This window comes from Cellulomonas massiliensis JC225 (assembly GCF_000312005.1).
In the GTDB taxonomy this organism is placed as follows: domain Bacteria; phylum Actinomycetota; class Actinomycetes; order Actinomycetales; family Cellulomonadaceae; genus Cellulomonas; species Cellulomonas massiliensis.
The window spans coordinates 2,951,638-2,973,417 of record NZ_HE978588.1 but is presented as its reverse complement, the minus strand read 5'-3'; the positions used below and the strand labels follow the sequence as shown (position 1 = coordinate 2,973,417).

Genomic DNA, 21,780 nt, shown 5'->3' with positions numbered 1-21,780 from the left:
CGGCCCGGTGAGCGCGCTCGTCGTGGCCGTCGTGGGGCCGACCGCGACCGGCAAGTCCGACCTCGGGCTCGAGCTCGCCCTCGCGCTCGGGGGCGAGGTGGTCAACGCCGACGCGCTCCAGCTCTACCGCGGCATGGACGTCGGCACCGCCAAGCTGCGGCCCGACGAGCGGCGTGGTGTGCCGCACCACCTCCTCGACGTGCTGGACCCGACCGAGGACGCGACGGTCGCGGACTATCAGGCGCGGGCGCGCGCCGCGCTGGCCGACGTCGACTCCCGCGGCCGCCGGGCGGTCGCCGTGGGCGGCTCGGGGCTGTACGTGCGGGCGCTGCTGGACCGGATGGAGTTCCCCGGGACGGACCCGGACGTGCGCGCCGCGCTCGAGGAGCGGGTCGAGCGCGAGGGCTCCCGCCGGCTGCACGAGGAGCTGGCGGCGGCGGACCCCGTCGCGGCGGCGGGCATCGGCCCGCGCAACGCGCGCCGGATCGTCCGCGCGCTGGAGGTCATCGCGCTGACGGGCCGTCCCTACTCCTCGTCGCTGCCGCAGCACGTGTACGAGGTCCCTGCCGTCCAGATCGGCCTCGACTGCGACCGCGCCGTGCTCGACGAGCGGATCGAGCGACGGACGGACCGCATGTGGGAGCAGGGTCTCATCGAGGAGGTCCGCGCGCTGCTGGACCACGGCATCGGGCGGACGGCCGCGCGGGCCGTCGGCTACGCGCAGGCGATCGACGCCCTGGAGGGCCGCTGCACGCCGGACGAGGCGCGCGCGGCGACGACCGCAGGGACGCGCCGGCTCGCGCGCAAGCAGATGGGCTGGTTCGGGCGCGACCCGAGGGTGCACTGGCTGGACGCGCGGGACCCGCACCTCGTCGAGCGGGCGCTGGAGCTCGTCGCCCGGGCTGACGCCGGCACGCTGGACCCGGCCCCCGGCGGCCCGCAGGCGCGACGTACCCTGGGGTCGTGACCTCCACCGTCCCCGCCGCCCCCGCGCCCGCCGTCGCGACGGTGCCGCGCGCGACGCTGCCGGTCAGCAAGGGCCACGGGACGCAGAACGACTTCGTCCTGCTCGACGACCGGTCGGGCGCCCTCGACCTGTCCGCCCCGCTGGTGCGTGCGCTCGCGGACCGCCGCGCGGGCGTCGGCGGCGACGGCGTGATCCGCGTGGTGGCGAGCGAGCGGCTGCCGGAGGGTGCGGACGTCCTCGCGCAGGAGCCCGCCGCCCGCTGGTTCATGGACTACCGCAACGCCGACGGCTCCGTTGCGGAGATGTGCGGCAACGGGGTGCGGGTGTTCGCGGCCTTCCTCGAGCGGCTGGGCCTGTGGGACGGCACGGGCGAGCTCGCGCTCGGCACGCGCGCGGGCGTGCGCCGCGTGCGCCGCGTGCCGGTGCCCGCCGGCGTCGACGACGACGCCTGGTACGCCGTCGACATGGGCCGCTGGACGCTGCCGGGCGGCGCGCAGGCGCTCGCCGACGGGTTCGACGCCGAGGTGACGGTGCGCGGCCTGCCGGTCACGCGGCCGGCCCTGGGCGTCGACGTGGGCAACCCGCACACGGTGCTCGCGCTCGCCGACGAGTCCGAGCTCGCGGCGGCCGACCTCACGACGGCCCCCGACGTGGTGCCCGTGCCCCCGCACGGCACGAACGTGGAGCTCGTCGTCCCGCTCGGCGAGGAGCGGCTCGACGACGGGCCGGTCGGGCGCGTGCGGATGCGCGTGCACGAGCGCGGCGTCGGCGAGACCCGCTCGTGCGGGACCGGCGCGTGCGCGGCCGCGCTCGCGGTGCGCTCGTGGGCCGGGTCGGGCGCGCCCGACGTGTGGCTCGTCGACGTGCCCGGGGGGACCGTGCGCGTCACCGCCCTGCCGGACGGCCACGTCGAGCTGGCCGGCCCGGCCGTGCTCGTCGCGGACGCGACAGTCGACGTGACGGCGCTCGTCCGGTCGTGAGCCCCGTGGCCGAGCAGGTGCTGACGCCCGACGAGATCGGGGCGCCGCTGGGCGCGTCGGCGACCGTCGTCCAGCTCTCCAGCGCCTTCTGCATGCCGTGCCGGGCGACGCGCGCGGTGGTCGAGCGCGCGGTGGCCACGGCGACGGGCGTGACCGCGGTCGACCTCGACGTCGCCGACCACCTGGCGCTGGGGGAGCGGCTCGGCGTGACGTCGACGCCGACGGTGCTCGTGCTGGACGCCCGCGGACGGGTGCGGGTGCAGGCGGCGGGGGTGCCGACGCTCGCTCAGCTGCGCGCGGCGGTCGCCGCGGCGTCCGCCTGACGCGAGCCAGCGGGCTGCCGGATCCTCGTCGCCGCGAGAGCGGCCGCGACCGCGAGCACGGCGGTCACGGCCAGCGTCGGCGCGAACGCGTGGGAGATGTTGAACACGAGGCCGGTCACCGCCAGCGACAGCGCGGCGCCCAGCGAGTCGGTGGTGGTGAGCGCCGAGCTGTTCGTCCCCTGCGTCCCGGGGGCCGAGAAGGCCAGCACGAGGACCGTCTGCCGGGCGTAGGTCAGGCCCATGCCGGCGCCGCACACCGCCCACGCGACGATGACGACCGCGGCCGGCAGGTGCAGCCACGCGCCGACCGCCGTCCCGGTCACCGCGACCGCGACGAGCGCCGTCCCGACCCGGATCGCCCGCGCGTGCGGGAGGCGATCGCCCAGCCGGCCCTGCACCCAGGACGCCGACGCCCACGCGATCGCGGCCGCGGTGAGGGTCACCCCGGCGGTGGTCGGGGCGAAGCCGTACCGCTCGATGAGCAGGAACGGCAGGTAGACCTCGGCGCCGAAGAACGCGCCGGCGACAAGGCCGCGGGTGCCGATGACCGCGGGCAGGCCGGTCGCGAGCCGCAGGGTGCCGCGGGGGACGAGCGGTCGCAGGGCGGCGAGCGACACGGCGGCCGCCGCGGCCGCCAGGACGAGCGACCAGGGGACCCGCGCCTGCGCGGCGAGGTTGAGGCCGAGCACCCCACCCGCCGCGAGGACCGCCCAGGCGAGGCGGTCGCCGGCCGCCGCGGGCGCGTCCGACGCCTCGGGCGGCGGGCCGATGCGCAGCACCGCCGGCAGCACGACCGCCGCGACGGGCACGGTGAGCAGGGCGACGCCGAGGAACACCCAGCGCCAGCCCGCGTGCTGCGCGACGAGCCCGGCCAGCGGCGGACCGACCATGGACGGCAGCACCCATGCGGCCGAGAAGCCCGCGAACACGCGCGGCTGGACGACCGCGGGGTACAGCCGGCCGACGACGACGTAGAGCACGACCGACAGCGCGCCGCCGCCGAGCCCCTGGACCAGGCGGCCGGCGACGAGCACCGCCATCGTCGGCGCGAGCCCGGCGACGACGAGGCCCGCCGCGAACGTCGCCGCCGCGACGACCAGCGGGCGGCCGGGGCCTGCCCGGTCGGCCCAGCGGCCGGCGGCCACCATGCCGACGACGCCGGCGGCGACGGGGCCCGCGAACGCGAACGCGTAGAGCTGCGTGCCGTCGAGCCGCTCGGCGACCGTGGGCATCACGGTCGTCACGGCGAGCGACTCGAAGGCCGCCATGAAGGTCAGGGCGAACATGCCCCAGGTGGTGGGCCGCAGCGCCCGCCACGCGGCACGCGCCTGCGCGAGGTCGGTCGAGGGCTGGGGCTGCGGCACGGTCGTCCACCCTAGGGCGCGCCGCCGACGCGTCGGCGACGAGGCGCCGTCAGGGCGACGTGACCCCGAGCACGCGGAAGCCCTTGGCGCTCGCGGCGCGCTCGACGCGGTGCTCGGGCAGCTGCTCCGCCAGCCACCGCTGCAGGGAGTCGGCGCCGAGGTTGCGCCCCACGACGAGCCACGCGGTGCCGCCGGGCTCCAGGCGCGGCAGCCAGCGCAGGAGCAGCGCGTGCAGCGCCTCCTTGCCGACCCGGATCGGCGGGTTGGACCAGATCGTCGCGAACCGCACGTCGTCGGGGACGTCGTCGGGCTCGACCGCCCGCACGCCCGTGAGCCCCGCCCGGGACGCGTTGCGACCCACCAGGTCGAGCGCCCGCCGGTTGACGTCGACCGCCCACACGCGGGCCCGCGGGCTGCGCAGCGCGAGCTCCAGCGCGACCGGGCCCCAGCCGCACCCGAGGTCGAGCAGGTCGCCGTCGGTCGGCGGCGCCGGCACGCTGCGGAGCAGCACCTGGGTGCCGAGGTCGACGTGGTCGGGCGAGAACACGCCGCCCGCGGTCTCGACGACCAGCCGGCGGCCGGCGAGCTCGACGTCGACCGTCCGCCGCTCGTCGGCGGACGCCGGCTCGGCGGTGAAGTAGTGGTCGTGCGTCACGCGCGCGACCCTATCGCCGGGGCACCGACGCGCGGTCACCGAGCCGTCCGCGAGCCCTCGGCCCTCGGCGAAACCGGTCGACCGCGCGGCGAGCGCGTGTCAACCTGGAGGTCGGGCAGCAGTGCCCCGACCGTCGGCCCGAGCCGACCGTGCACCGAGAGGAACCGTGTGAACCAGCCGAGCACCCCCCGCGAGAACCCGGGCGCCGACGCCCGCACGCCGCAGGAGGTGGCCGACGACGTCGTCGCGCGGGTGCTCGCCCGCGCCGGCACCGCGCTGCACTCCGGTGGCACCGTCCACTCCACCTACGACGGCGACCAGCTCGACCTCGAGGAGCGCACGTCGCTGCGCCGCGTCGCCGGCCTGTCGACCGAGCTCGAGGACGTCACCGAGGTCGAGTACCGCGCCCTGCGCCTCGAGCGCGTCGTGCTCGTCGGGCTGTGGTCCGGCGGCACGGCGGCGGACGCCGAGGTGTCCTTGCGGGAGCTCGCCGCGCTGGCCGAGACGGCCGGCTCGCAGGTGCTCGAGGGGCTCCTGCAGCGGCGGGCCAAGCCGGACCCCGGCACGTACCTGGGCTCCGGCAAGGCGGCCGAGCTCGCGTCCGTCGTGGCCGCCGTGGGCGCCGACACCGTCGTCGTCGACGGCGAGCTCGCCCCGTCGCAGCGCCGCTCGCTGGAGGACATCGTCCGCGTCAAGGTCGTCGACCGGACGGCCCTGATCCTCGACATCTTCGCCCAGCACGCCAAGTCCCGGGAGGGCAAGGCGCAGGTGGAGCTCGCGCAGCTCGAGTACCTCCTGCCGCGCCTGCGCGGGTGGGGCGAGTCGATGTCCCGGCAGGCCGGTGGCCAGGTCGGCGGCGCCGGGGCCGGCATGGGCTCGCGCGGTCCCGGCGAGACGAAGATCGAGCTGGACCGCCGCCGCATCCGCAACCGGATGGCGAAGCTGCGCCGCGAGATCGCCGCCATGGAGCCCGCACGCCGTACGAAGCGCTCGTCGCGCCGCCGGCACGCGATCCCCTCGGTCGCGATCGCGGGCTACACCAACGCCGGCAAGTCGTCGCTGCTCAACCGGCTGACGAACGCCGGCGTGCTCGTCGAGAACGCGCTGTTCGCGACCCTGGACCCCACGGTCCGGCGCGCGGAGACGAGCGACGGGCGCGTCTACACGCTCGCCGACACGGTCGGGTTCGTCCGGGCGCTGCCCCACCAGCTCGTCGAGGCGTTCCGCTCCACGCTGGAGGAGGTCGCCGACGCGGACCTCATCCTGCACGTCGTGGACGCGTCGCACCCCGACCCGGAGGGCCAGATCGCGGCGGTCCGCCACGTGTTCGCCGACATCCCCGGGGCGATGGACGTGCCGGAGATCGTCGTGCTCAACAAGGCGGACGTGGCCGACCCCGAGGCGATCGCCCGGCTGCGCTCGCGCGAGCTGCACTCCATCGTGGTCTCCGCCCACTCCGGCGAGGGCATCGCGCAGCTGCAGGAGCTCATCGCCGACCAGCTGCCGCGTCCCGGCGTCGAGGTCGACGTCGTCGTGCCGTACCACCGGGGGGACCTGGTCAGCCGCGTGCACGAGCACGGTGACATCGACCACGAGCGGCACACGGACGCGGGCACCGAGCTGCGGGCCCGCGTGGACGAGGCCCTGGCGGCGGAGCTGCGCGCCGCCGCCGTCCGGAGCGCCTGACGCCGGCCCGTCGGGCACCGCGGCTCGCCTAGGCTGACGCGGTGCCCGCCCGACCCCTGAGCCGCGACGCCGACCCGGCCGCCGAGAGCGGCGGGGACGCCGCGCCGGCAGCGGCGCCGGCGCGCGACGCCGTCGCGGTCGGGGAGCTGCTCGACGTGGCGGTCGCCGCGCTCGGCGGCGCACGGCGCGACGGTCAGCACCGGATGGCCGACGAGGTCGCGCAGACCTTCGCCACGGGTGAGCACCTGCTCGTCCAGGCCGGCACCGGGACGGGCAAGTCCCTCGGGTACCTCGTCCCGGCCGTCCGCCACGCGGTGCTGGAGGACGAGCGCGTCGTCGTCTCGACGGCGACCCTCGCGCTCCAGCGGCAGGTCGTGACGCGCGACCTCCCGCTCACCGCCACGGCGCTCGCCCCCCACCTGCCGCGCACGCCGACGATCGCCCTCCTCAAGGGCTGGCACAACTACCTGTGCCTGCACAAGGTCGAGGGCGGCTACCCCGACGACGAGCCGGGCGCCCTGTTCGACCTGCCGGAGCGGCCCGGGGCGGCGGAGCACCCCGGGCCCGCCGGGACGCTCGACGAGAGCCTCGGCGAGCAGGTGGTCCGGCTGCGCGAGTGGGCCGCCGAGACGGACTCCGGCGACCGGGACGACCTCGTGCCGGGGGTGGGCGACCGCGCGTGGCGGCAGGTCTCCGTGACGTCGCTGGAGTGCCTCGGCTCGGCGTGCCCGCACCTCGCGGAGTGCTTCCCCGAACGTGCGCGGGGTCGGGCACGCGAGGCCGACGTCGTCGTGACGAACCACGCGATGCTCGGCATCGCGGCGACCGGGTCCCCGAACGTGCTGCCGGAGCACCAGGCCCTCGTCGTCGACGAGGCGCACGAGCTCGTCGACCGGGTGACCGCGCAGGCGACCGCCGAGCTGTCGGTCGCGACGATCGAGCACGCGGCGCGCCTGGCGCGCCGGCACGGCGGCATCCCCACGACCGACCTCGACTCGGCGGCCGGCGCGCTCGCCGGTGTGCTCGTCGAGATGCCGGAGGGCCGGTTCCGCGACGGCCTGCCGCCCCACGCGCACACGGCGGTCGCCGCCGTGCGCGACGCGGCCCGGACGCTGCTCACCGCGCTCAAGCCGGACGGCGCGAAGCCCAAGGGCGAGGAGGGCGGCCTCAAGATGGCCGCGGCGGCGATGCTCGCGCTGTTCGAGGTCGCCGAGCGCATGACCGCGGACGACGACGGGCGGGACGTGCTGTGGTGCGCCCGGTCCGAGGACCGGCGCGGCAGCACCCTGACCCGCCTGCACGCGGCGCCGCTCGCGGTCCACGGCCTGGTCCGGACGCACCTGCTCGAGGGGCGCTCGGCGGTGCTCACGTCGGCGACGCTCGCGCTCGGCGGGTCGTTCGAACCGGTCGCCCGGTCCGTCGGGCTCGAGCGCGGGGCCGCCGACGGCCCGGTCGCCGAGCAGCCGGAGGCCGCTCCGTCGGCGGCCACCGCGGCGCCCGGCTCGCTGCGGTGGCGCGGCCTGGACGTCGGCAGCCCGTTCGACTACCGCCGCCAGGGCATCTGCTACATCGCGCGGCGGCTGCCCCCGCCCGGTCGGGAGCCCGCGACGGAGGCCCAGCTCGACGAGATCGAGGCGCTGGTGCGCGCGGCCGGCGGGCGCACGCTCGGCCTGTTCTCCTCCCGCCGCGCCGCCCAGGCCGCCGCCGTCGCGATGCGCGAACGGCTCGACGTGCCCGTGCTGCTGCAGGGCGACGACCAGCTCCCGACGCTCGTCGCGCGGTTCGCCGCGGACGAGCCCACGTGCCTGTTCGGCACCCTCTCGCTCTGGCAGGGCGTCGACGTGCCGGGGGCCACCTGCCGGCTCGTCGTGATCGACCGCATCCCGTTCCCCCGTCCGGACGACCCGGTGCGCTCGGCGCGCTCCGACGCGGTCGCCGCGTCCGGCGGCAACGGCTTCATGGCGGTCGCGGCCACGCACGCCGCGCTGCTGCTCGCCCAGGGCGCGGGCCGGCTCGTCCGCACGACCGACGACCGGGGCGTCGTGGCCGTCCTCGACCCGCGGCTGGCGACCGCGCGGTACGGCGAGTACCTCCTGCGCTCGATGCCGGACTTCTGGCGCACGACCGACCTCGCGGTCGCGACGGCGGCGCTCGAGCGGCTGGCCGGCTGAGCCTGTGCCTCGGGCGGTCGCGGCCACGGGTCCAGACCGCCTAGCCTTCGAGGGTCCGGCGCCGCACGCGGCGCCCGGACCTGGACCGACGAGGCTGAGCACGACGGGGAGGCGCGGCATGACCGACGGCACCGACATCGACGAGGAGGGCCTCGGCGCCTCCGACCGCCGGGTGCGCCGCACCTCGAAGCTCGCGATCGTGGGCGCGGGCGCCGTCGGCGCGACGATGGCGTACGCCGCGCTCATGCGTGGCGCCGCCCGGACCGTCGCGCTGTACGACATCAACACCGCGAAGGTGGAGGCGGAGGCGCTGGACCTCGGCCACGGCGTGCAGTTCATGCCCATGGCGGACGTCGTGGGCTCCGACGACATCGCGGTGTGCGCCGACGCGGACGTCGTCATGTTCACCGCGGGTGCCAAGCAGCGCCCGGGCCAGACGCGCATCGAGCTCGCGGAGGCGACGATCGGCCTCGTCAAGAAGGTGCTCCCCGAGCTCGTGGCGGTCGCGCCGGACGCGACGTACGTGATGGTCACCAACCCCGTCGACATCGTCACCTACGCGGCGCTCAAGATCTCGGGCCTGCCTCCGAACCAGCTCTTCGGCTCGGGCACCGTCCTGGACTCCTCGCGCCTGCGGTACCTCGTCGCCCAGCACACCGGGGTCGCGGTCCAGAACGTGCACGCGTACATCGCGGGGGAGCACGGCGACACCGAGCTCCCGCTGTGGAGCTCGGCGACGATCGGCTCCGTGCCGCTGCTGGACTGGCAGGGCCTGCACGGCAGCGGGCCGCTCACCCGGGAGGTGCGGGACCGGATCGCGCGGGAGGTCGTCGAGTCGGCCTACCGGATCATCGAGGGCAAGGGCGCCACGAACTACGCGATCGCGCTGGCCGGCTCGCGCATCATCGAGGCGGTCCTCAAGGACGAGCGGCGCATCCTGCCCATCTCGTCCCTGCTCGACGACTACCACGGCATCAGCGACGTGTGCCTGTCGGTGCCCACGCTCGTGGGGAGCTTCGGCGCCGGTGACCGCCTGCCGATCCCGATGTCGGTCGACGAGCTCTCGGGCCTGCACCGGTCGGCGGACGCGCTGCGCGAGGTCGCGAGGTCCTTCGGCTTCTGAGCCGTCCGACGAGGGCCGAGGGCTCCCGGGTCCGCCGGACCGGGAGCCCTCGGCACATCGCTCGCGGGCCGCCCCCGCGTGCGGGCGGCCCAGGTCCGTCAGAGGCTGCGCAGCACGCTGACGACGCGCCCCAGGATGGTGGCGTCGTCCCCGGGGATGGGGGCGTAGGCCGCGTTCTGCGGCAGGAGCCAGACGTGGCCGTCCGTCCGCTTGAGCGTCTTGACGGTCGCCTCGCCGTCGAGCATGGCCGCGACGATCTCGCCGTTCTCGGCCACCGGCTGGCGCCGCACGACCACCCAGTCGCCGTCGCAGATGGCGGCCTCCACCATGGAGTCGCCGCTGACCTTGAGCAGGAACAGGTCCCCCTCGCCGACGAGCTGGCGGGGGAGCGGGAAGACGTCCTCCACGACCTGCTCCGCGAGGATCGGCCCACCGGCGGCGATCCGGCCGACGACGGGCACGTAGGAAGGGCTCGGCCGCTGGTCGTTCTCGGGCGCGTCGGCGTCCGCCAGGGCGACGACGGGCGGCCAGGCGCTCACGCCGCGCGAGTCGTCGGGATGGACGACCTCGATGGCGCGCGGGCGGTTCGGGTCGCGGCGCAGGTAGCCCTTGCGCTCCAGGGCCGTGAGCTGGTGCTTGACGCTCGACGGGCTGGTGAGACCGACCGCCTCGCCGATCTCGCGCATGCTCGGCGGGTAGCCGCGGCTCTCGACGGACGAGCGGATGGTCTCGAGGACGAGCCGCTGGCGGCTCGTCAGCCCGTCGGGGCCGGCGGCGCCGTCGGGGAGCGCGTGCACGGTCGCGAGCTCGTCGGCGGCCTCGGCGTCGCCCCTGGTGTCCCGTCCGTCGGTCACTGCGTGTCCTCCCGTGCGTGCGTCGTCCCGCTCTGCCCGTGCGCCGTGCGTCCGCAGCCCGTCCCGGTGGCGGCGGTCCGCGTCCTCGCAGGTCGCGTGCCGTGTCAGTGGTCCGTGGTGCGCTGTGCGTGCGCCGCCAGCCTAGGGCCGGTGGCCTGCCGTTTCAAACATCTGTTCGAGCGTGTCTCTGGACGATGTCGGAGCCTGCTGGTAGACATCCGTACAGGCGTTCGACGAACAGGTGTTCGACGGACGAGACGACGGAGAGGCGCCGAGGGGCGCCGGCGAGGAGTGGTCGAGATGAGCGCGATGGCGGTGGCACCGGGGATCGGTCGGGTCGTGCCGGCACGCGACGCACGGACCCGCGGCGGGAGCGCGCACGAGGCCCGGCGCGCCCCGGCCGGCGAGCTGCGTCTGACGGCCCGCGGGCGCGCCGTGCTCATCGTGCTGGCGCTCGCGCTCGTCGGGCTCGTCGGGCTGATGGGCGGCCGCGCCCTGGCCGCGGGCGACCCGGCGCGGACCCCTGCCGTGGTCGAGCACGTCGTGGCGCCGGGCGAGACGCTGTGGGACATCGCGGCCACCGTGACGCCTGCGGGAGAGTCGGTGAACAGCACGGTCGGCCAGCTGGTCCGGCTCAACGGGCTCTCGAGCGACCAGCTCATGGCCGGCCAGACGATCGCGCTGCCGCGCGGCTGACCGGTCCCGCCCGGGGTGTTGCCGGGTGCGCGATCGTAAGGATAGGTTTGCCTTACCTCGAACGGGCTGGGGGGTTCGCTCGGGGGAGTGGTCGCCGACGGTCCGCCGTCGTCCCGACCGCTGCATCGCGTGCGCAGCCGAGGCGAGTCGTCTGCGCGGGGACGGGGGCGTCCCGACGAGGGCGGCCGCCGTTCGCGGCGGCCGCCCTCGTGCGACCCGCATCCGGTCCGACGGCTCCTCCGCGCGCCGTCGGCCGCTCGGGCGGGCCGTCCGTCGCCTTGCCTGTCGCGCACCGGTGGCCTAGCGTCGCCTGGTCGTCCGTCGGTGCGCGCGCGCCCTCGACGAGGGCTCCGGCCCACGGACCCAGCGGAGGAACACCGTGCACTGCCCCTTCTGCCGCCACCCCGACTCCCGGGTCGTCGACTCCCGGACCTCCGACGACGGCGCCTCGATCCGCCGCCGTCGGCAGTGCCCGGCGTGCAACCGCCGGTTCACCACCGTCGAGACGACCAGCCTGTCCGTCGTGAAGCGCTCCGGCGCCACCGAGCCGTTCAGCCGCGAGAAGATCGCCGGCGGCGTGCGGAAGGCCTGCCAGGGGCGCCCCGTGAGCGAGGACGACCTCGCGCTCCTGGCGCAGAAGGTCGAGGAGACGCTGCGGTCCTCGGGCTCCGCCGAGATCGACGCCTACGAGATCGGGCTCGCGATCCTCGGCCCGCTGCGGGACCTCGACGAGGTGGCCTACCTGCGGTTCGCGAGCGTGTACCAGGCGTTCGAGTCGCTCGAGGACTTCGAGGCGGCCATCACTGTGCTGCGTGCCGAGCGGGACGCGCCGCCGGAGCCCGCGGGGTCGGAGCCGCAGGAGTCGGGCGCGAACGCCTGACCCCACGCCGGGCCGGGCGCCCGGGCCGGGTGCCGGGTCGCGGCGCGCGCGGCGACTCAGAGGTCGCTCGACCGCGACGCCCAGAGGTTGATGCCCGCGTCGACGGCGTGCGGCTCGATGGTCGCCAGCTCCTCCTCCGACAGGGCCGGCCCGTCGGCCACCCGCAGGCTGTCGTCCAGCTGCTCCGTCGTCCGCGCCCCGACCAGCACCGTGGTCACCCGCGGGTCGCGCAGCACCCAGGCGAGCGCGAGCTGGGCGAGCGTGCGCCCGCCCTCGCGCGCGACCGCCTCGAGCGCGGACACGTGCGCGAGCGTCTCGTCGGTGAGCCACTCGGGGCGCATCGGGCCCCCGCGCGCGGCACGCGAGTCGTCGGGGATGCCGTGGGAGTAGCGCCCGCCCAGGAGCCCCTGGGCGAGCGGGCTGAACGCGACGACGGCCATCCCGGCCCCGGCCGCGACGTCGAGCAGGGAGCGCCCGTCGTCGCCGGGCTCCTCGACCCACCGGTTCACCATCGAGTAGGACGGCTGGTGGACGGCGAGGTGCACGCCGAGGCCGCGCGCCACCTCCAGCGCCTCGGCGGTGCGTCGCGCGGAGTACGACGAGATGCCGACGAGACGCGCCTTGCCGGCGTCGAGCGCGCGGCCCAGCGCCCCGATGGTCTCCTCGAGCGGCGTGCGCGCGTCGTAGCGGTGGCTGTAGAAGACGTCGACGGCGTCGAGGCCGAGGCTGCGCAGCGACTCGTCGAGCGACGCGGTGAGGTACTTCGCGGAGCCGAACTCGCCGTACGGGCCCGCCCACGCGCCGTACCCCGCCTTGGTGGTGACGAGCAGCTGCTCCCGCACGTGCCGGAGGTCGGTGGCGAGCAGCCGCCCGAGCGACTCCTCGGCGGCGAACGACGGGGGGCCGTAGTTGTTGGCCAGGTCGAGGTGCGTGACACCCCGCTCGACCGCGTGCAGGACGAGCCGGCGCTGGTCCGCGAAGGGCACGCCGTGGCCGAAGTTCTGCCAGAGCCCGAGCGAGAGGACGGGCAGCGAGAGGCCGCCGGCGCGGCGCTGGGGCAGGCTGCCCGGGACGACGGGGCCGGGAGACGGGTCGCTCATGCCTCGACCGTACCGAGCCGGGGCTCGTCGCCCGCCACCGGCCCGTCGGCTCCTCGGCCGGGGCAATGGGTTGGCGCGCGGCGCCCGCGTCGTCCAGGCTGGGACGACGTGCCGGCCGACGTCGGCACGCCCGACGCCGGGCCGGACCCGGCCGCGACGAAGGAGGCCCCGATGGCGCAGCAGGACGGACCGCCCGCCGTGAGCGAGGACGCCAAGGCGAGGTTCCGCGAGGCCCTCGAGCGCAAGAAGGCGCAGGCGCACCGCACGACGGACGCCTCGGCGAACACCGGTGCCGTGCACGGCTCGGAGACCAACGGGCCGGCGCAGCGCCGGTTCCAGCGCAAGAGCGGGTCGGCCTGACCGACCGGTGCGCGCGCGCACCCCTGGCACGACGCAGGGCCGGCACCCCGACGGGTGCCGGCCCTGCGTCGTGGTCGGGCGGTGAGGGTCAGGACAGCACGCGCAGCCGGACCGACTCGGGGCGGGACTCCAGCGCGCGCACCGCAGCGTCCTCCACGGGGGTCGCGGTGTCGGTCACGACGTAGCCGTACTCGCCCCAGGTGCCGAGGATCTGGCTCTCGATGTTGACATCGTGCTCGGCGAGCGTCGCGTTGACCGCCGCGAGGACGCCGGGGACGTTGCGGTGGATCCAGGCGAGCCGGTGCACGCCGGGCCGCTGGTCGAGCGTGAGCCCCGGGATGTTGACGGACAGCGTCGTGGTCCCGGTGGTGAAGTAGTCGCGGGCCTTCGTCGAGACGAACTGCGCGATCGCCTCCTGGGCCTCCTCCGTCGAGCCACCGGTGTGGGGCGTCAGGATGACGTTCGGCAGGCCGCGCAGCTCGGACTCGAACGGGTCGCCCTTGCGCTTGGGCTCCACCGGGAAGACGTCGATCGCGGCGCCCGAGAGGTGTCCGGACACGATCGCGTCCCGGACGGCGGCGGGGTCGACGACGAAGCCGCGGGAGAGGTTGAGCAGGAGGGCGCCGGGCCGCATGCGGGCGATCTGCTTCGCGCCGAACAGACCGGCGTTGCCGGCGCGGCCGTCGACGTGCAGCGTGACGACGTCGGACGCCTCGAGCAGCTCGTCGAGGGTGTCCATGCGGCGCGCGTTGCCGAGCGCGAGCTTCTCCTGGGTGTCGTAGAACACGACGGACATGCCCAGGTTCTCGGCGAGCACCGAGAGCTGGGTGCCGATGTTGCCGTAGCCGATGATGCCGAGCGTGCGGCCGCGGATCTCGTGCGCGCCGACGGCGGACTTGTTCCACACGCCGTCGTGCATCGCCCGGTCGAACTCGGTCAGGCGGCGCGTGAGCGCGATGATCTCCGCGATGGCGATCTCGACGACCGAGCGCGTGTTCGAGTAGGGCGCGTTGAAGACGGTGACGCCGCGCGCGGCGGCCGCGCGCAGGTCGATCTGGTTGGTGCCGATGCAGTAGGCCCCGATCGCGACGAGGTCGTGCGCCTGCGCGAGCACCTCGGCGGACACGTGGGTCTTGGAGCGGATGCCCAGCCACTGCACGCCCTGGAGCGCCTCGACGAGCTCGTGCTCGTCCAGCGCGCCCGTCCGGGTCGTGACGTCGAACCCGGAGGCCTCGAGGATCTCGCGGGCCCGGGGGTGCAGGTTTTCGAGGAGCAGAGCCTTCAGCACCGGACCATGGTGCGCCTTCTCACGGTGCGGGCACACGCTCGTCCGAAAGCCGGACACGGCGGCGACCGGCCACGCGGCCGCCGCCGCGCCTCACAGACCGGCGGGCAGGTCCCCGGCGTGCACGACGTGCAGCCGCAGCGTCGGTCGCGTCATCGCCACGTACAGGTCGCCCGCCCCGCCGTCCCCCACCTCGCGCGGCTCGACGAGCACGACCACGTCGAACTCGAGCCCCTTCGTCTCCACGGGCGTGAGGACGACCAGCGGAGCGTCGAGGTCGGCGGCGTCGGTGCCGGACCCCGCCGCCACCTCCACGCCCGCGTCCGCCAGCGCCGCCAGGAGGCCCGGCACGCGGCCGCCGACCGCGACGACCGCCACGCGCCCGGCGCCCTCGGACGTCGTCACCTCGGCCACCGCCTTGGCGGCGGTCCGGGCGGCCAGTGTCGCGAGCTCCGGCTCGGTGGTCCCCTCGAGGACGAGCGCCTCGGGGACCTCCCGCGCCGACGTCAGGCGGCTGACCGGCAGCCCCGCCGCCTGGGCGACCCGCCGCGCGGCGTCGGCGACCGACGCCGGCGTGCGGTAGTTGACCGTGAGCTCCTCGAGCCGCCACGAGCCGCGCAGCACCGGGTCGAGCGTGCGCGCCCAGCTCCGCGACCCCGCGGCGGCGCTCGTCTGGGCCACGTCCCCGACGATCGTCAGGGACCGCGTGGGCACCCGGCGCAGCAGCGCGCGCCAGGCCATCGCCGAGAGCTCCTGCGCCTCGTCGACCACCACGTGGCCGTACGTCCAGGTGCGGTCCGCCGCCGCGCGCTCCGCCGTCGTCAGGCGGGGTCCCGACGCCGAGAACCGGTCCGCCAGCAGCTCGGCCGAGACCAGGCCGCTGCTGCCGCTCGACTCCAGGACCTGCCGCGCGTAGGCGACCTCCTCGGCCCGTCGGCGCTCGTCCGCGCGGGCCTGCGCGCGCGCGACCTGGTCGTCCTCGCCGAGCAGCTCCGCGGCCTCGTCGAGCAGCGGGACGTCCGCCGGCGTCCACCCGGCGTCCGGGTCGCGCCGCAGCAGCGCGCGGTCGCGCGCGGACAGCTGCGGGGCGGCGCGCTCCAGCCGGTGCGGCTTCGACCACAGGTCGGCGACCAGCTTCTCGGGCGTGAGGGGCATCCACGCGAGGTTGAGCGCGACGCGCACGTCGCGGTGCGAACGCAGCTCCTCGAGGATCTCGCCCCGCTCGTCGGCGGGCACCTCCCAGCCGAGCTGGTCCACGTACTGCTGGGCGAGGCGGCCGAGCATGTCCCGCACGAACGTCACGCGCGCGAGGTTGTGCGGCCGGTGCTGGCGCCGCGCGCGGCCCATGGCCGCGGCGACGTCCTGCGGGGTGATGACCACGGTCCGGCCCTCGACCCGCACCCGGACGGGCTCGGCGGGCACGCGCTGCCGGTCGCGCACAGCCCTCTCGACGACCTGCGCCATGACTGCGCGGCCCTTGATCTCGGCGACGCGCTCGTCCTCGGTCCCCGTCGCGGCGACGCCCGGCACGAGCTGCGCGACCGTCGTCGTCACGACACCGGTCTCGCCGAGCGACGGCAGCACCTGGTCGATGTACCGCAGGAATGTCCGGCTCGGGCCGACGAGCAGCACGCCGGAGCGCTCGAGCGTGCGCCGGTGCGCGTACAGGAGGTACGCGGCGCGGTGCAGCGCGACCGCGGTCTTGCCGGTCCCGGGCCCGCCCTGGACGACGAGAGCGCCGGACAGCTCGGAGCGGATGATGCGGTCCTGCTCGGCCTGGATGGTCGCGACGATGTCGCCCATGCGACCGGTGCGCCCGGCCCGGAGCGCGGCGAGCAGGGCGCCCTCGCCGGACAGCCCCGCGAGGCGCTCGTCGGCGTCCTCCGCGCTCAGCAGGTCGAGGTCCAGCACCTCGTCCTCGACGCCCGTCACCGTCCGGCCGCGGGTGACGAGGTGACGGCGGCGCACGACGCCGTCCGGGTGCGCCGCGGTCGCCCGGTAGAACGCCTGGGCGGCCGGTGCGCGCCAGTCCGTGAGCAGCACCGACTGGTCCTCGTCGGTGAGGCCGATGCGACCGATGTAGCGCCGGTCGCCGTCGTCGAGGTCGAGCCGGCCGAAGACGAGGCGGTCCTCGACCGCCTCGAGCTGCGCGAGCCGGTCCTCGTACAGCGTCGCGAAGGCGTCCCGCTCGCTGCGGTTCTGCGGCGACCCCGAGGGCCCCGCGCGGCGCACCTGGGCCAGCCGGTCCCGCGTCGCGGCCCGCTGCTCGTCGAGCCGCCCGTACAGCGCGTCGACGACCCGCTGCTCGGCCGGTCGTCCGTCCTCGTTCACCTGCACGTGCGCTCCCGTCGGTCCGTCGCCCCGCCGGCCGTCGGGCACGTGCCCGCGCGGCGGCCGTCCATTATCCGCCTGCGGGGTCCGCCGGGGGGACCGGCGTCCGGGTGGCGGTCCGGACATACCGCCTGACGTGGGCTCTCGACTGCGACGAGCGGCACGGTTGCCCGTACGCTGCGGTTGCGCCGGACCGAGAGGAGACCCGTGAGCCAGCCAGCGCCTGAGGCGGCACGCCCCGCGTCGTCCCTCGAGCCGACCGCCGCCGGCGTCCGCCCGGTGCCCGGGGACGGGCCCCTGCGCATCCTCCTCGTCGAGGACGACCCCGGTGACGCGCTGCTGGTCCGGGAGAACCTCGAGGACGCGGGGATCGTGTTCGAGCTCGACTGGGTCCGCACGCTGGACGAGGCGGTGCGCCGCGCCGACTGCGACTGCGTCCTGCTCGACCTCGGGCTGCCCGACGCGACCGGGATCGGCGTCGTCGAGCGCATGCTCGCCGCCGGGGCCCGCGCCGTCGTGGTGCTCACCGGCCTCGCGGACACGGGAGCCGGCCTGCAGGCCCTCGCCGCCGGTGCCCAGGACTACCTCGTCAAGGGCGAGGTCGACGGCGACCAGCTCGCGCGGTCGGTCCGGTACGCGACGCAGCGTCGCCGCCTCGAGGAGACCGACCGCGCGCTGTACCGCAGCCTGGTCCGCGCCGAGGAGAACCTGCGGTTCGAGCGGGCCCTGCTGCCGGTCCCGGCGGTGCAGGACCCGCTGCTCGAGGTCCAGGTGGGGTACCGCGCCGGCCGCGACGGCCTGCTGGGCGGCGACTTCTACGACGTCGTCGAGCGCGCGGACGGCTCCGTCCTCGCGCTCGTGGGCGACGTCTGCGGGCACGGGCCCGACGAGGCCGCCCTGGGCGCGACCCTCCGCACCGCGTGGCGCACGCTCGTGCTGGCCGGCACCGCCACGCCGGAGCTGTTCGGCCTGCTCGAGCGCGTCCTCGTCTCCGAGCGGGCGCGGCCGGAGGTGTTCACCACCGTCGCGATGCTGGAGGTCGCGGCGGAGCGCACGTCGGCGGACCTGTACCTCGCCGGCCACCCCGCCCCCTTCGTCGTCGGGCCGCCGACGCGCGTGATCCCGGCCGAGCGGCGCGGCCGCGCGCTCGGGATCCCCGTCGACGGCGGCTGGCCCGCGCAGCGCCTGGAGCTCGGGGAGCGGTGGCGCGTCCTGCTGTACACCGACGGCCTCGTCGAGGCGACGTTCGCGGGCAGCACCGAGCGCCTGGGCAAGCCGGGGCTGGTGCGCGTGGTCGACGACGCCCTGGCCGTGCGTGCGGGCAGCGGCCGCGACGACGGCCTCGTCACGCAGGTCGTCCAGGACGTGCGGGCGCTGCACGGCGGCGACCTGGTCGACGACGCCGCGCTCGTCGTCGTGGGGTGGGGCGCGTGACGTCGAGCGAGACCCGCCGCCCGTCCACCCTGCGGCGCCGCCTGCTCGTCCTGCTCGTGACGTCCGGGCTCGCGCTCGGCCTCGTGGTCGCCGGCACGGGCGTGGTGCTCGCCCGCCTGGTCGACCGGCAGGACGCGGTCACCCGCACCTACTTCGACGCCATCACGGCGGCCGACTCCGCGCTCGTCCACCTCGTCGACGCCGAGACCGCCGTGCGCGGCTACGCGCTCACGGGCGACACGGTGACGCTCGAGCCGTACCAGCGCGCGGTCGACGAGATCTCGTTCGAGACCCTGGCGGAGCGCGAGCGCACCAGTGGCGACGCCGCGCTCGCCGGCGCGGCCCAGGACGCCGCCGACTCGGCGCAGGTCTGGTTCGACGAGTTCGCCGCCCCCGTCATCGCGTCGGTCCAGGCCGACGGCACGTCGTCCGTCTCGACGTCGACGGTCGAGGCCGGCAGGCGCCTGTTCGACGCCACGCGCGCGGACGCGCAGGTCTACATCGACCTGCTGCGCGAGCGCCGCGGCGCGGCGGTGCGCGAGCTGGCGACGTGGATGTCGGTCGCCACCTGGACCGTCGTGCTGCTGGTCGCCGCGGCCGTCGCGCTCGGCGTCGCGCTGTGGGTCGCGCTGCGCCGGTGGGTCGTCGAGCCGCTCGACTCCCTCGCGGCCGACGCGCGCGCCGTCGCGTCGGGCGACCTGCGCCACCCGGTGGTCGCGACCGGCCCCGGGGAGATCGCGAGCGTGGCGCACGACGTGGAGTCCATGCGGACGACGCTGGTCGCGCAGGTCGAGGAGGTCGAGCGCTCGCGCGCCGAGATCCAGGACGCGCACGCCCGGCTCTCCGAGCAGACCGAGGAGCTCGAGCGCAGCAACCGCGACCTCGAGCAGTTCGCGTACGTGGCGTCCCACGACCTGCAGGAGCCGCTGCGCAAGGTCGCCAGCTTCACGCAGCTGCTCCAGAAGCGGTACGGCGGGCAGCTCGACGAGCGCGCGGACCAGTACATCGAGTTCGCGGTCGACGGCGCGAAGCGGATGCAGCGGCTCATCCAGGACCTGCTGGGCTTCAGCCGCGTCGGCCGGGTGTCCGGCGAGCTCACCGACGTCCCCCTCGACGACGCGCTCGCCCAGGCGCTCGACAACCTCGAGGAGGCCGTCGCGGAGACGGGCGCCCAGGTGACGCACGACGAGCTGCCCGTGGTGCGCGGGGAGCGGCCGCTGCTCGTCCAGCTGCTGCAGAACCTGGTCGGCAACGCGGTCAAGTTCCGCCACCCCGACCGGGTGCCGCAGGTCCACCTGTCGGCGGAGCGCGACGGCGACGAGTGGGTCGTGCGCTGCCGCGACAACGGCATCGGGATCGACGAGCAGTACGCCGAGCGCGTCTTCGTCATCTTCCAGCGCCTGCACGCCAAGGACGTCTACGAGGGCACCGGCATCGGCCTGGCCCTGTGCAAGAAGATCGTCGAGTTCCACGGCGGTCGGATCTGGATCGACCCGCCGGACGGGGAGGGCACCAGCATCCGCTGGACCCTGCCCGCCACGGACCCGCAGGCCCCCGCGGGGGAGAACGGAGACAGCCGTGCCTGAAGGCCGCAAGCCCATCGACGTGCTCCTGGTCGAGGACGACCCGGGCGACGTGCTCATGACGCGCGAGGCGTTCGAGGACCACAAGGTCGCGAACCGGCTCTCGGTCGTCGCCGACGGCGTGAGCGCCATGGCGTTCCTGCGCAAGGAGGGCGAGTACGCCGACGCGCCGACGCCGGACCTCGTCCTGCTCGACCTCAACCTCCCGCGGATGGACGGCCGCGAGGTGCTGCAGGCTCTCAAGGCGGACGCCGCGCTCCGCGCGATCCCCGTGGTCGTGCTGACCACGTCGGAGGCGGAGGAGGACGTCGTGCGCAGCTACTCGCTGCACGCCAACGCCTACGTGACCAAGCCCGTCGACTTCGACCGCTTCATCGACGTGGTGCGCCAGATCGACGAGTTCTTCGTCGAGGTCGTGCGGCTGCCCACGCGCTGAGACGGCGGGACCGCGCACGGGAAGCATCCCGGCTCGTCGGGCGTTGACCACGGCAGCGACGCCCGAGCAGGGCGCACGGTCGGACGGACGAGGAGCACCATGCTGGACCCGAGCGAGATCTACGAGGTGGACGCGCTGGCGGCGGCCGCGGTCCGGGCCCGCACCGGCGACGGTCAGGGGCCGGTCCTGATCCACGCGGTGCGCGGGTTCGTCGACGCGGGGAGCGCCGGCCAGCTGGCCGCCGAGCACCTCGGCGACGCGCTGCCGTCGTCGCGGCTCGTGACGTTCGACGTCGACCAGCTGGTCGACTACCGCTCCCGCCGGCCCGCCATGACGTTCGACTCCACGACGTGGACGTCGTACGCGGACCCCGAGCTCGTGGTCGACGTGGTCGAGGACGGCGCAGGGGTGCCGTTCCTGCTGCTCCACGGCGTGGAGCCGGACGTCCAGTGGGAGCGGTACGTCGCGGCGGTGCGGCAGATCGTCGAGCTCTTCGACGTGCCCCTCACCGTCGGCGTGCACGGCATCCCGATGGGCATCCCGCACACCCGCCCGGTGTCGGTGACCGCGTCCGCGACCCGCGCCGAGCTCGTCGCCGACCACACCTCGTGGTTCGGCACGGTGCAGGTGCCGGCCAGCGCGAGCGCGCTGCTCGAGCTGCGCCTCGGGGAGTCGGGGCACGACGCGATGAGCTTCGCCGTGCACGTCCCGCACTACCTCGCGCAGTCGGCGTACCCGCAGGCGAGCATGGCCGCGCTCGAGGGCATCGAGCGGGCGACCGGGCTCGACCTGCGCGTGGCGGCGCTCGAGCCCGCGGCGCGCGACGCGTCGGAGGAGATCGAGCGGCAGGTGCGCGGCTCCGAGGAGGTGGGTGCCGTCGTCAAGGCGCTCGAGGAGCAGTACGACGCGTTCACCCGCTCGATCGGCCGGCAGAGCCTGCTCGCGGGCTCGACCGACCTGCCCACCGCCGACGAGCTGGGCGCGGAGTTCGAGCGGTTCCTGGCCGAGCAGGGCGACGACGAGACGCGCTGACGCGGACCGGCGCCGAAGCGCCCGTTCGGGTGACGCGGCGGGCGTCCTTTACCCAATCGTTGTCGAATCCCGGCACGGGGGAGTGTCGAGGACGTGGCGCGGGTCACCACGGCGGTGCCACGATGCACCCGGTGCAGCGAGTGCACGCACCCCGGCGCCGTCGCCATCGAGCCGCGGCCTGCCCGCGGCCCGACGAGGCCGCTCCGGGTGCGCCGGTCGCTGCGCTGCGGCGCGGGTCCACCCGTCGCCTCGTCGGCCGTACACGAAGGAAGCAGGCACATGGCACAGGGCGCTGTGAAGTGGTTCAACGCCGAGAAGGGCTTCGGGTTCATCGCCCAGGACGACGGCGGCGCCGACGTCTTCGTCCACTACTCGGCGATCGAGGTCCAGGGCTACCGCACCCTCGAGGAGGGCCAGCGCGTCGAGTTCGAGATCACGCAGGGGGCCAAGGGCCCGCAGGCCGCGAGCGTCCGCCCGCTCTGAGCGGCGGCACCACGACCTCGTGACGGGGCCGGCACCC

General features: G+C 75.7%; 20 protein-coding genes. 14 read left to right on the top strand and 6 right to left on the bottom strand.

Annotation, left to right across the window (positions count from 1 at the left end):
* The first annotated feature begins 7 nt into the window (after positions 1-7).
* From miaA to HGCM_RS14015, 3 genes are read left to right on the top strand one after another with little or no spacing between them, the layout of a single operon-like run.
* On the top strand, positions 8-967 hold the full coding sequence (miaA, locus tag HGCM_RS14025; RefSeq protein WP_019137464.1) for a tRNA (adenosine(37)-N6)-dimethylallyltransferase MiaA: 960 nt from the start codon (positions 8-10) through the stop codon (positions 965-967).
* Positions 964-1,947, top strand: coding sequence for a diaminopimelate epimerase (gene dapF, locus HGCM_RS14020; protein ID WP_019137463.1), 984 nt, complete (start codon positions 964-966; stop codon positions 1,945-1,947). Before miaA ends, dapF begins: the two co-directional genes overlap by 4 nt.
* Positions 1,944-2,270, top strand: a complete 327-nt coding sequence (locus HGCM_RS14015; RefSeq protein WP_147572864.1) for a thioredoxin family protein — start codon at positions 1,944-1,946, stop codon at positions 2,268-2,270. The genes dapF and HGCM_RS14015 overlap by 4 nt, the downstream gene beginning before the upstream one ends.
* On the opposite strand, the gene HGCM_RS18370 is transcribed toward HGCM_RS14015, so the two are convergent.
* Both HGCM_RS18370 and HGCM_RS14005 read right to left on the bottom strand, forming a co-directional pair.
* The gene (locus tag HGCM_RS18370) at positions 2,234-3,634 is read right to left on the bottom strand and encodes an MFS transporter (protein WP_019137461.1); all 1,401 of its coding nucleotides are present in this window, start codon (positions 3,632-3,634) and stop codon (positions 2,234-2,236) included. The two genes, HGCM_RS14015 and HGCM_RS18370, sit on opposite strands and share 37 nt — an antisense overlap.
* A 49-nt stretch (positions 3,635-3,683) precedes the next feature.
* Positions 3,684-4,289, bottom strand: coding sequence for a class I SAM-dependent methyltransferase (locus HGCM_RS14005; RefSeq protein WP_019137460.1), 606 nt, complete (start codon positions 4,287-4,289; stop codon positions 3,684-3,686).
* Between the two features lie 168 nt (positions 4,290-4,457).
* Between HGCM_RS14005 and hflX the strand changes: the two genes are divergently transcribed.
* The 3 genes from hflX to HGCM_RS13990 all read left to right on the top strand — a co-directional run bounded on the left by hflX (position 4,458) and on the right by HGCM_RS13990 (position 9,269).
* A complete protein-coding gene (hflX, locus tag HGCM_RS14000; RefSeq protein WP_019137459.1) occupies positions 4,458-5,975 on the top strand; it encodes a GTPase HflX in 1,518 nt (505 codons plus the stop codon).
* A 41-nt stretch (positions 5,976-6,016) separates the two neighbouring features.
* On the top strand, positions 6,017-8,146 hold the full coding sequence (locus tag HGCM_RS13995) for an ATP-dependent DNA helicase (protein WP_019137458.1): 2,130 nt from the start codon (positions 6,017-6,019) through the stop codon (positions 8,144-8,146).
* Between the two features lie 118 nt (positions 8,147-8,264).
* Positions 8,265-9,269, top strand: coding sequence for an L-lactate dehydrogenase (locus HGCM_RS13990; protein ID WP_019137457.1), 1,005 nt, complete (start codon positions 8,265-8,267; stop codon positions 9,267-9,269).
* A gap of 98 nt (positions 9,270-9,367) precedes the next feature.
* Here the strand turns inward: HGCM_RS13990 and lexA are convergent, their stop codons facing one another.
* Positions 9,368-10,123 (bottom strand): transcriptional repressor LexA, encoded by a 756-nt coding sequence (gene lexA, locus HGCM_RS13985; RefSeq protein ID WP_019137456.1) that lies wholly within the window; start codon positions 10,121-10,123, stop codon positions 9,368-9,370.
* Positions 10,124-10,423: 300 nt separating this feature from the next.
* On the opposite strand from lexA, the gene HGCM_RS18365 reads away from it, so the two are divergent.
* Both HGCM_RS18365 and nrdR read left to right on the top strand, forming a co-directional pair.
* Positions 10,424-10,819 (top strand): LysM peptidoglycan-binding domain-containing protein, encoded by a 396-nt coding sequence (locus tag HGCM_RS18365; RefSeq protein ID WP_147572859.1) that lies wholly within the window; start codon positions 10,424-10,426, stop codon positions 10,817-10,819.
* A gap of 379 nt (positions 10,820-11,198) precedes the next feature.
* The gene (gene nrdR / locus HGCM_RS13975; RefSeq protein WP_019137454.1) at positions 11,199-11,699 is read left to right on the top strand and encodes a transcriptional regulator NrdR; all 501 of its coding nucleotides are present in this window, start codon (positions 11,199-11,201) and stop codon (positions 11,697-11,699) included.
* A gap of 56 nt (positions 11,700-11,755) precedes the next feature.
* Here nrdR and HGCM_RS13970 read toward each other — a convergent pair whose 3' ends face one another.
* Positions 11,756-12,799, bottom strand: a complete 1,044-nt coding sequence (locus HGCM_RS13970) for an aldo/keto reductase (RefSeq protein ID WP_019137453.1) — start codon at positions 12,797-12,799, stop codon at positions 11,756-11,758.
* Between the two features lie 171 nt (positions 12,800-12,970).
* On the opposite strand from HGCM_RS13970, the gene HGCM_RS13965 reads away from it, so the two are divergent.
* A complete protein-coding gene (locus HGCM_RS13965) occupies positions 12,971-13,159 on the top strand; it encodes a DUF5302 domain-containing protein (RefSeq protein WP_026075483.1) in 189 nt (62 codons plus the stop codon).
* A gap of 88 nt (positions 13,160-13,247) precedes the next feature.
* Here HGCM_RS13965 and serA read toward each other — a convergent pair whose 3' ends face one another.
* Positions 13,248-14,447 carry a phosphoglycerate dehydrogenase gene (serA, locus tag HGCM_RS13960; RefSeq protein WP_019137451.1) on the bottom strand — a complete coding sequence of 400 codons (1,200 nt, stop codon included), beginning with the start codon at positions 14,445-14,447 and terminating at the stop codon, positions 13,248-13,250.
* Positions 14,448-14,537: 90 nt separating this feature from the next.
* Positions 14,538-16,781: an AAA family ATPase gene (locus HGCM_RS13955; RefSeq protein ID WP_040399876.1), complete on the bottom strand. Its 2,244-nt coding sequence runs from the start codon at positions 16,779-16,781 to the stop codon at positions 14,538-14,540.
* Between the two features lie 201 nt (positions 16,782-16,982).
* On the opposite strand from HGCM_RS13955, the gene HGCM_RS13950 reads away from it, so the two are divergent.
* The 5 genes from HGCM_RS13950 to HGCM_RS13930 all read left to right on the top strand — a co-directional run bounded on the left by HGCM_RS13950 (position 16,983) and on the right by HGCM_RS13930 (position 21,743).
* Positions 16,983-18,209, top strand: coding sequence for a PP2C family protein-serine/threonine phosphatase (locus HGCM_RS13950; protein ID WP_019137449.1), 1,227 nt, complete (start codon positions 16,983-16,985; stop codon positions 18,207-18,209).
* The gene (locus tag HGCM_RS13945) at positions 18,206-19,795 is read left to right on the top strand and encodes a sensor histidine kinase (protein WP_040399875.1); all 1,590 of its coding nucleotides are present in this window, start codon (positions 18,206-18,208) and stop codon (positions 19,793-19,795) included. The genes HGCM_RS13950 and HGCM_RS13945 overlap by 4 nt, the downstream gene beginning before the upstream one ends.
* Positions 19,788-20,228, top strand: a complete 441-nt coding sequence (locus HGCM_RS13940) for a response regulator (protein WP_019137447.1) — start codon at positions 19,788-19,790, stop codon at positions 20,226-20,228. The genes HGCM_RS13945 and HGCM_RS13940 overlap by 8 nt, the downstream gene beginning before the upstream one ends.
* A gap of 99 nt (positions 20,229-20,327) precedes the next feature.
* Positions 20,328-21,260: a proteasome assembly chaperone family protein gene (locus HGCM_RS13935; RefSeq protein ID WP_019137446.1), complete on the top strand. Its 933-nt coding sequence runs from the start codon at positions 20,328-20,330 to the stop codon at positions 21,258-21,260.
* A 279-nt stretch (positions 21,261-21,539) separates the two neighbouring features.
* On the top strand, positions 21,540-21,743 hold the full coding sequence (locus tag HGCM_RS13930) for a cold-shock protein (RefSeq protein WP_019137445.1): 204 nt from the start codon (positions 21,540-21,542) through the stop codon (positions 21,741-21,743).
* Positions 21,744-21,780: the final 37 nt, after the last annotated feature.

Excerpts from the sequence above, each read along its gene's own strand:
- HGCM_RS13990 (WP_019137457.1), top strand. The coding sequence starts at position 8,265 with ATGACCGACGGCACCGACATCGACGAGGAGGGCCTCGGCGCCTCCGAC.
- HGCM_RS18365 (WP_147572859.1), top strand. The coding sequence starts at position 10,424 with ATGAGCGCGATGGCGGTGGCACCGGGGATCGGTCGGGTCGTGCCGGCA.
- HGCM_RS13970 (WP_019137453.1), bottom strand. The coding sequence starts at position 12,799 with ATGAGCGACCCGTCTCCCGGCCCCGTCGTCCCGGGCAGCCTGCCCCAG.
- HGCM_RS13965 (WP_026075483.1), top strand. The coding sequence starts at position 12,971 with ATGGCGCAGCAGGACGGACCGCCCGCCGTGAGCGAGGACGCCAAGGCG.
- HGCM_RS13935 (WP_019137446.1), top strand. The coding sequence starts at position 20,328 with ATGCTGGACCCGAGCGAGATCTACGAGGTGGACGCGCTGGCGGCGGCC.
- HGCM_RS13930 (WP_019137445.1), top strand. The coding sequence starts at position 21,540 with ATGGCACAGGGCGCTGTGAAGTGGTTCAACGCCGAGAAGGGCTTCGGG.